Consider the following 8,990-nt stretch of genomic DNA (forward strand, 5'->3'; position numbering starts at 1 on the left):
TGCGAATCATCCGGGTTTTCAATTTGAGGCATGGTTTTTTCCCAGCCTCTTGATCTTCACCAATACGATTTGACAAAGACCCAAGAAAACCAACACTTTAACAACAGAATTTATCTGCTGCTTAAGCATTGGTTATCACAAATTATTTACTCATCAATTTTCATTGACAAAGAGCCTATTTAAATCTTGGCATTTTCTTGCTTACTAATGTCAACCGGATGCGAAGTATCTGCAGTTGGATCGTAGGTTTCTTTTACCAATTTGCCATTTCCATCAAGTGTGTATGTAATCGCACCATCGGAAACAACTTGATTGCGGACCATCCGTCCATTAGCATCAAAGTAATAAGTCCCATTTGCTGTTTGAACCAAACCAGACCGGAAGGAAACCCCATTATTTAAGAATAGGTAGGTAGCAGAACTACCATCAACAGTTACGTCAACAAATCTCATATTAGCGAGCATGTTTCCGTTCTTGTCAAAGTAGTACCAATTACCGATTGCATCTTGAACAAAACCATCCTTCAATTCTTCGCCATATTCATTGTAATAATGATAATTACCATCATTATCCTTTACAAAGCCGTCCTTACTTGTATCAGTATGTCCAGTAAGTTGAACTGGTAAGTACTCTGTAGTTGCTGAACCAAGGTTGTAGTATTGACCACCGTCACCTTGAAGAACATAGCCAACCCCACGTTTAAGGATATTAGTTCCGTTAAAGTACTTGGCCGACCATTCCGTAATCTTAACACTTGGATCAATTGTCTTGCCAGTTGATACTTGAACTCGTTTAAAGATCGCTGGATAAAGTTTTTGTAATTTTTCTAAGAACGCTCCACCATATTGTTTTTGATATTCACCGCCACCAATGGTATTAGCGATATATACCTTGTTCTTTAATTGAGAACTCTCCCAGGTTATCCCGTGTTCCTCTGCCCGAGTGGCTGTAACAGCTTCTTTGCCCGGCAAGTTATAGATTTGATCTGGAACCCAGTCAGCCATTGCCTGCAAGCCAGCTTTATGCAAGGCCTTAATTGCATTTCGTAAATCTTCCGCCGTTCCATACTTGTTGGCTGTGCTCATCCCCAAATCATAGCGATCAGTAAAGGCATATCCATTGTCAATCGTTGAATCCAAGAAACTACCTTCTTTGCTTGACACGTATTGGGGTGCCATTTCAAATGAGGTAATCCCGATCGATTTAAAGAAGTCAGCGTTTTGAGCAATTTTTACATTAGCCTTTTCGCTATCAGTTGTTGGATAGTAAACAAAGTTTGAGAATCCTTCAAAGATGACATTTGAATCCAAGGCTGCATTTGAACGGTATGCTTCATCCTTAGTATGGGCATCAGTACTTGCTGCCGTCCGCGCATCTTGATCATCAGCGGCCCCAGCAGGAACCCAAATAGCAAGGTAACCCGTTACATCTGGATTTGCGTAGCCCTTAATGGCGGTATTGGCTTGGGTTCCTTCCGAGGTAATTAGATCAGTACCATAGAAGTAAAGGTCCCCGTTTGCATCTGTGTAAGCAATCGGTGCCCCTTGATCGCTAGTGTAGTTTTGAACTCCATCAGTGGTCGTAAGTACAAGCGCCCGATACTTTTGGTTAGCATGAGCAGCGCCCATATGAAGGACTACAGTACTACCATTCTTCAAGGATAATTCAGTATTGTTAGAGATAATTACCCCAACCCCTTCAGTCCGGGTCTCAGAGGTTCCTTTATCACTAGCGGTCATAGCTCCCTTACCAAAACGGACACTGGTTAAGACACCAGTATTATCATCGTAGTTTAGAGTCTGACCACCTGAAACGTACTTAATCCGAGCTTTCATCATGTTGGTGATAGTTGGGTAGTAACGAGTTTCTTGGGCCATGTATTGACCACCATCAGTGTACAAATCCCCGTAATAAATCCGTGGAATGGTATCTTTATTGGTTAAAATGTAAGCGTACGATGCTGGAATATTATACTTATTCCAATTTTTCGTCGTTGAGTTCTGATCCTTAATATAAGCAGCAATTCCCTTTTGTTCGTCTTCAAAATTAAAATCACCATAGCTCTTCCCAGTAACAGCTGAGATTGCTTGACGGATTTCATCTTGTGAACCATTATCGTGGGCCCGTACAAAGGAGTAATTTGGAATAGCCGTATTTTCAGTACTGTCGTTAGAACGACTAACCAATGAATTAGAAACTAGTTCACTTAATGACTTAACTTTATCGGGTGCCGCAGCTAACGTATCATGTATTCCTGTTAAGACCGTGTTATCTAAAGTCAACTGTGGATTACCGATACTATTTACATAGTACGGATCTCTTCCACTCCAGTCTTCCAGAATATTTAAACGTGCATTAGCCTTAGCATCACTCTCATCGAGACCATATGCTTGCCGGAAGTAATCACCGGCGATGGTTAATAAGTCAACGTCAACGTTATCTACCGCATCAACCCGAATACTATCAAAATTGGCATCTGGATCGTTAGCAGTGATCGTTCCAAAATTAGTTAAGTAGTATAACCAATTCAATTGTTCGGCTTGAACCACTGGATTAGAATTATCAATATCATTAGCTAATAAGAATTCTGATCCAGCCGATTTAGGTTGTCCCGGCTTAGTATCACCATTTAACACGTTATCAGAAGTCCATCCTATGTATCGATAATCTGAATTAGCATAACTAGTTAAATCAGAGTTTACATACTTCAAGAAACCACCCTGGAGTTGCAAACCGTTATAATTTACATTTTCGCTGGTTTCATTCCAAATCGATTCAGTCTTTACAAAAGCACTCATTAAGGTTTTCAGCCAATCCGTACTACCTTCTTGAGAAATCTTCTTTTCAATATTTTCTTGAACCTTATCAACAGCATAACTTAACGTTGAACTACTATCCTTTGAACTGTAGTCTTCGTCAGCTGTAATTAAGCCATTTTTCTTCATGTAATTCAAGTAATCAACTTGAATATCCTTGTTTGGCCACCAAACCATTAAGAGTGGACGAAGATCGGTAGCGGTTGAGTCAGTCCAAGTGGTTCCATCTTTTAAAATTTGTTTTGGGCGATACCATGTGTCCGCTGTTAAGTACCCATTAACATTTTGGATTGAGTTATCCGTAAAGTCGTAAGCCTGGTTACCATTAGCAAATTCTTGATCAACTGAAACCGTTCCTGATTGGAATTGAAGTTGCAAAGCATTGCTTCCCTTACCATCAGAAACATTAAAGTAAATCCACTTACCATTATCTTCCAATAAGAAATTAGTTCGAACCTTACCAGTTGTCCCGTCAATGTAGTAGACATTACCATCTTTATCAGCTGTAACTCCAGAGATCAAGATTCCATCTTTATCGAAACCATAGCCAAGACCATCTAATTCAACGATCTTACTCTTAGCCATAACCCCATTTGATGGATCAAAGTAATACCAATTATCATGAATTTGTGTCTTGCCCTTAGCCATGACCCCGTCATCGCCAAAGTAGTACGTATTATTATCTTTAGTTAAGAATTGGTCTGTATATCGAACACCATCAGCACCAAAGTAGTATGAGTTACCCCAGTTGTTATAGAAACTATTGGTTAATAACTTACCTTGACTATCAAAGTAGAATAATTGATTTTCATTAGCCGTTAAGAATTGGTCTCGAAGTGAAGCGACACCTTGACCATCAAATGAATAGTTGGTTCCATCAATATCTTTATTTTGGTTCTTAACTAATGCCCCATCGTTACCAAAGTAGTAGGCGTTACCCCAACGAACCATAAATCGATTATCCCAACGAGCACCGTCAGCACCAAAGTAGTATATATTTCCCCAATTTGAATAGAATTGGTTCGTATAACGAGCACCATCGTCACCAAAGTAGTAAACGTGGCCCCAATTACTATAGAATCGATCATCCCAACGAGCACCATCGTCACCAAAGTAGTAAGTATTCCCCCAGTTGGAATAGAACTGGTTCGTGTAACGAGCACCGTCAATACCAAAGTAATAAGTATGTCCCCAATTAGTATAGAAGGCATCCTTATATTCCTTACCATCCATGCCGAAGTAGTATACCTTACCATCTCGAGTTTGGAAGTAATCCTTCGTCATTACTCCTTGAGCATCAAAATGATACGTCGCCCCGTCAATATCTGCGTTGGTGTTCGTTAATCGAGCACCATCAGCACCAAAGTAATACTTGTTACCCCAGTTTTCATACCATTGATTTTGGTACATTGCCCCTGTTTTAGGAGCAAGATAGTATACCTTACCGTCTTGCGTTAAGAATTGATCGGTTAAGCGTACCCCTTCACTATCGAAGTAATACTTTTGACCGTTGTCTTCTAACCATTTATTATCATAACGAGCACCATCAGCACCGAAGTAATATGTATTACCCCAATTAGAATAGTATTGGTTTTGGTACTCCTTACCATCCTTGCCAAAATAGTACGCCTTTTCATTTTGCTTCAAGAAGAAATTAGTTTGCATTATTCCTTCAGCATTAAAGTAATAAGTGTAAAGTTTAGTATCACTGGCATTATCTGGATCCAATGCTTGAGCCGTAGCAGATTCAATCCGAACACCATCAGCACCATAGTAATACTTATTGCCATTACTTTGGTACCATTGACTAATGTATTGCGTACCATCCGCATGGTAGGCATAGTTCTTACCATTGTTAGTTTTTAGAACACTGCTGGCATAATCTTGTGCGGGTGTTAAACTAGTCGTCGCTACATTGACTGACTTAGTTTGACCAGTTGTATCTTGCGTTGTTCCATTTGTCTGATCAGTAGTAGTCACAGTAGCGGTATTCAACGTCGCTTCTACATTATCATCTGTATTTTTCGTTGTCGTTGGAGTCGTAGTGGTATCATCTTTAGATACCGTTTGATTCGTTGTACTATCAGTCGTTGTAGATACGACCGTTGAGTCCTGCTTGACTTGAGATACTGTATCAACAGCTTGTTGAGTAGTATTTGGCGTAGCTTGATTATTATCAGTTGCCGCTTGGACAGGACCAGCACCAAGTAAAATCCCGGTGGTTACTGTCGCAGTAACGATAGCAGCACAACACCACTTTTTTCCACTCTTATATAACTTGAAATGCTTTTTATACTCCATAAACGTTTTCCTCCAAAAAAACTTCACACTATCTTCATAGTTTAACATATACTTAGAATATGATACATAATTAAGTTATATAAATGGAATGAAATAACATTATTTTTGATCTTTATTTAATTTTGAAGCAGGAATAGCTCTTCACCAATACGATTTGACAAAGCCCCATAATAAAAAGCCTTACCACGGCAAAATCGCGACAAGGCTTTCTTAATATTCATATTAGTATCCGGCTGTACCGTAACTGGTTGAATAATCAGTTGAGTACGAATCATAAGTCGTATCAGCACCATACGTCGTTCCATAAGTTGAACTACCACTTAGCGAGGAACTCGACTTTTTAGATGACGAGCTGATCGTATTGCTGGTACCACTGCCTGGCGTGTTGTAGGCAGCACCATTTGGCAAGACAAAGTTGGTATTAGTGTAACCATCATAAGTCGTCTGCAGGTTGTACATCTTGGTTTCATTATTAACGACTTTTTTAGCCTTCAAACCTAGTTGATTGCGAATCAGCTTCGAAACGCGGTTGATTTCCTTAGGCGAGGCGATTTGGAAGGAGACGCCCTCAATTGTCGCATCCAAGCCCTGGAAATGTTCAGTCTTAATATTCTTAAGCGCGACATGATAGTTAGTGTACAGGGTTGCCACGTTGTCAATTGGAATATTGGTCTTAACTCCATCCTTAACGGCATCTAAAATCTTGTTGGCTGCCGAAATGGAACCGGATTTCTTGAACTTCTTCATAACGCTTTTCATAACCTGCTGCTGCCGATTTTGCCGGCCATAATCACCTTTAGGATCATCATAACGCATCCGAGAATACTGCAAGGCGTCGTGACCATTCAAATGCAGCTTGCCCTTAGCAAAATGCTGACCTTCATAGTCAAAAGCAAATGGGTTGTTGACGTCAACCCCGCCAACCGCGTTAACGACCTTCTTCAAAACCCCCATATTAACGAGCGCGTAGTAATCAATTGGTACGCCTAGCAGTTCTTTAACCTGTTTGACAGTCTGCTTAGCCCCGCCAATCTGATAAGCAGCGTTCAATTTAACATAATCCGCGCCTTCATCAGTATCAACCTTGATCAGGATATCACGCGGAATGCTGGTCATAGTGATCGTTTCTTTTTGTGGATTTATGGTTATCAGCTCAAGCGTATCAGTATTACCGCCTTTGTTACCACGATTCAGCGCGCCAACATCGGTTCCCATTGCCAAAACCGATACCGGCTTACCCTCTTTCAGTTTCTTACTGATCTTGCCTGAACCGTCAGAAAAGACGCCTTGAGCCGTACTATGAATCTTATGATACTCATAGGCACCACCGATGCAGAGTAATACGATGATCAGACCAATAAAACGATAGACCCAGCGCAGTTTATTCCGCGGCTTTTTAGGGCTGTTTTGTGATTGATTATTTTGATTATGATCGTGTCGATATTCGGCACGCGTTTGATAGTCGCCATTCATTGTCTTGCTATACTCCAATAAACCAATTTTTATCATAACTAACCCTCTAACTTTAGCAGATGTAAAGCGCTATCGTCAAATTTTGTTAAAAGATTTAAAGGATGTGTAAAGAATACCAATATTAAAATGTAAATACTTTATTATTAATCAAAAAGTTTAGATTCAACAGCTAAAAAATCCCCAGCTTCAAAAATAAAGCTGGGAATTAATCTTCGTTAATACGATTTGACAGAGATCTACTAAATTTAATCTATCAAAACTAATTTTTTAAATTAGTAAATCGAAATAGCTTGGCCATTCATTTCTCCTTGAATATGGCTTACATTGACCCAAGCATCATTACCAAGATCGTAAGCATTATGTCCGGTTGAGTTCGCAGTCCAACGATTCTTGTAGCCATACAGCGGATCGTAAACATGGAAAGTATTGTTTTGAGCATTGTAGCCTAAGATAACCTTACAGTGGTTACGGGCACCACCTGCATCATAAGCAGACCAACCATAATAAAGAACCGGATGACCACTCTTAACAATATTAGCAATATTTGACAAACTAGTGTTGGAAATATTGCGAACACCACTATAGAACATCTGTCCATAACGACTTAAAGCATTTGGTTGAACAACGTGGTCAAACCCAATACCAGAAACGACGCTACCTGATTGGCCGCCTTCCCAGTCTTGATTACGACTGCCAGTAACATTAGGTTCGTTGTAAATTAAATCCTTTAAATCAGGGTAAACATTCTTAATGCTCAAAAGCATCGCCAACGAAGCCCCGGCACAACCCCAAGGAGCAAATACTGGTGTATATTGACTGAAGTAATGAACATCGCTTACGACACCATTTTCATCTGCCCAATGAGCATCATAATCTCCACCAGCACCTAGAGCATTGAAATATTCATTAGTTGCACGAACACCACCATCGCCAAAGAAATATTTGTGCCCCCAGTTGGTATACCATTGGTTGGTGTAGCGAACACCATTTTTGTCAAAGTAATACGTATTACCCCAGTTGTTATAGAACTGATCGGTATAACGAATACCATCTTTACCAAAGTAGTACATATTACCCCAATTACTGTAGAATTGGTCGCTATAACGTGCACCATCTTTGCCAAAATAGTAAGTATGACCCCAATTATTATAGAATTGATCACGAGCCATTACTCCGGTCTTCGGATTAAAGTAATAAACATGGTATTGATCCGTGTCTTTTAAGCCACCCTTACCGTCATTCAATGGTAGTTGCTTGCTTACTAAAAAGTTATCAGTTAATCTTACGCCACCATCTCCAAAGTAGTAGTAATTGTTCCAGTTATAGTACCATTGGTTTGTATAGCGAGCACCATTATTGCCAAAATAATACATATTGCCCCAACCTGACAAAAAACCAGTATAGGCATTACCAGCATTGTCAAAAGCATAAGTGTTGCCATTAATGGTTCGATAAGCGAGCGTATCAGCAGTATTGCCACTACCAATTACTTTTTGACCATTTGCATCATAGTATGAGATCTTACCATTTGCATCGGTAATAAATTGATTTTTAGGAGCAGTGGCAGCTGCAGTACTCATACTTACATTCGTATCCTCTGCAGTTGATTGATTTGCTTGATTGTTCTCTTCTGTCTTAATCGAACTATTGGTGTCACTCGTACTACTGCTTTCTTTAGCGCCAGCATTATTAGTATCACTTGATGAGCTAGCATTTGATTGTGAATCACCTGTACCAGTGGTATCAACACTAGAATCTCCTTGGCTAGCAACCGATACAGTCTGTTGCGTCGTTACTTCTGTAGCTTGACTATCATCAGCATTTGCCTTAACTGATGTCGCACCAGTCAGAATAAACGCAGTTAGAGCAGCCGTTGCCATGAAAAGATAACGTCTATTATGCTTCATACGACTATTCCCCCTTGCGAAAAATACACATATTTCAGTCGTAAAATTACAACCATAGTTATTATAGCTTAAGCTTATCTTAATATAAATAAAAATGAGATAATTCACTTAAAAGTGATCTATCTCATTTTTACTAATCATCTATCTACCCAAATATTATTGGAACTTACTCATTTGAGAGTGTCAATAATTTTGTGTACTTTTGAAAATCCTTCTCTGTATGAAATGCATACTTAAATAAACATGGAATCCAAGGTATCCTTGCTTCCTCGAAATCCACGATGTGCTCGTTCTTCGAACTTGTCATTGTATTCTAGAATTTGAGTTGTCACGAATCCTTGAAGGGCATCCTCATTTGGAAACTGCTCCTTCTGGCGAATTTTCTTCTTCAACTTTTTATTGAAAGATTCAATCAAACTTGTTGAGTAAATTGATGTAAGCACACCGTAACAACACGTATTCCAACCACCACACGGACCTTCTATACTTGAGA

The 8,990-nt window shown here is 39.6% G+C and carries 4 protein-coding genes; all 4 read right to left on the reverse strand.

Going from position 1 to position 8,990, the window contains the following annotated elements:
* Positions 1-179: 179 nt before the first annotated feature.
* Positions 180-5,117, reverse strand: a complete 4,938-nt coding sequence (locus ACLUWI_RS09670) for a glycoside hydrolase family 70 protein (protein ID WP_412147152.1) — start codon at positions 5,115-5,117, stop codon at positions 180-182.
* Between the two features lie 222 nt (positions 5,118-5,339).
* Complete coding sequence (locus ACLUWI_RS09675; protein ID WP_412147155.1) at positions 5,340-6,590, reverse strand: LCP family protein; 1,251 nt, start codon at positions 6,588-6,590, stop codon at positions 5,340-5,342.
* A 272-nt stretch (positions 6,591-6,862) separates the two neighbouring features.
* Positions 6,863-8,497 (reverse strand): C39 family peptidase, encoded by a 1,635-nt coding sequence (locus ACLUWI_RS09680; RefSeq protein ID WP_412147153.1) that lies wholly within the window; start codon positions 8,495-8,497, stop codon positions 6,863-6,865.
* Between the two features lie 233 nt (positions 8,498-8,730).
* Positions 8,731-8,990: transposase (locus ACLUWI_RS09685; protein ID WP_412147154.1), on the reverse strand; the 260-nt coding region annotated here is incomplete at its 5' end.

Source organism: Limosilactobacillus mucosae (genome assembly GCF_046939755.1).
Taxonomy (GTDB): Bacteria; Bacillota; Bacilli; order Lactobacillales; family Lactobacillaceae; genus Limosilactobacillus; species Limosilactobacillus mucosae_A.

Excerpts from the sequence above, each read along its gene's own strand:
- ACLUWI_RS09670 (WP_412147152.1), bottom strand. The coding sequence starts at position 5,117 with ATGGAGTATAAAAAGCATTTCAAGTTATATAAGAGTGGAAAAAAGTGG.
- ACLUWI_RS09675 (WP_412147155.1), bottom strand. The coding sequence starts at position 6,590 with ATGAATGGCGACTATCAAACGCGTGCCGAATATCGACACGATCATAAT.
- ACLUWI_RS09680 (WP_412147153.1), bottom strand. The coding sequence starts at position 8,497 with ATGAAGCATAATAGACGTTATCTTTTCATGGCAACGGCTGCTCTAACT.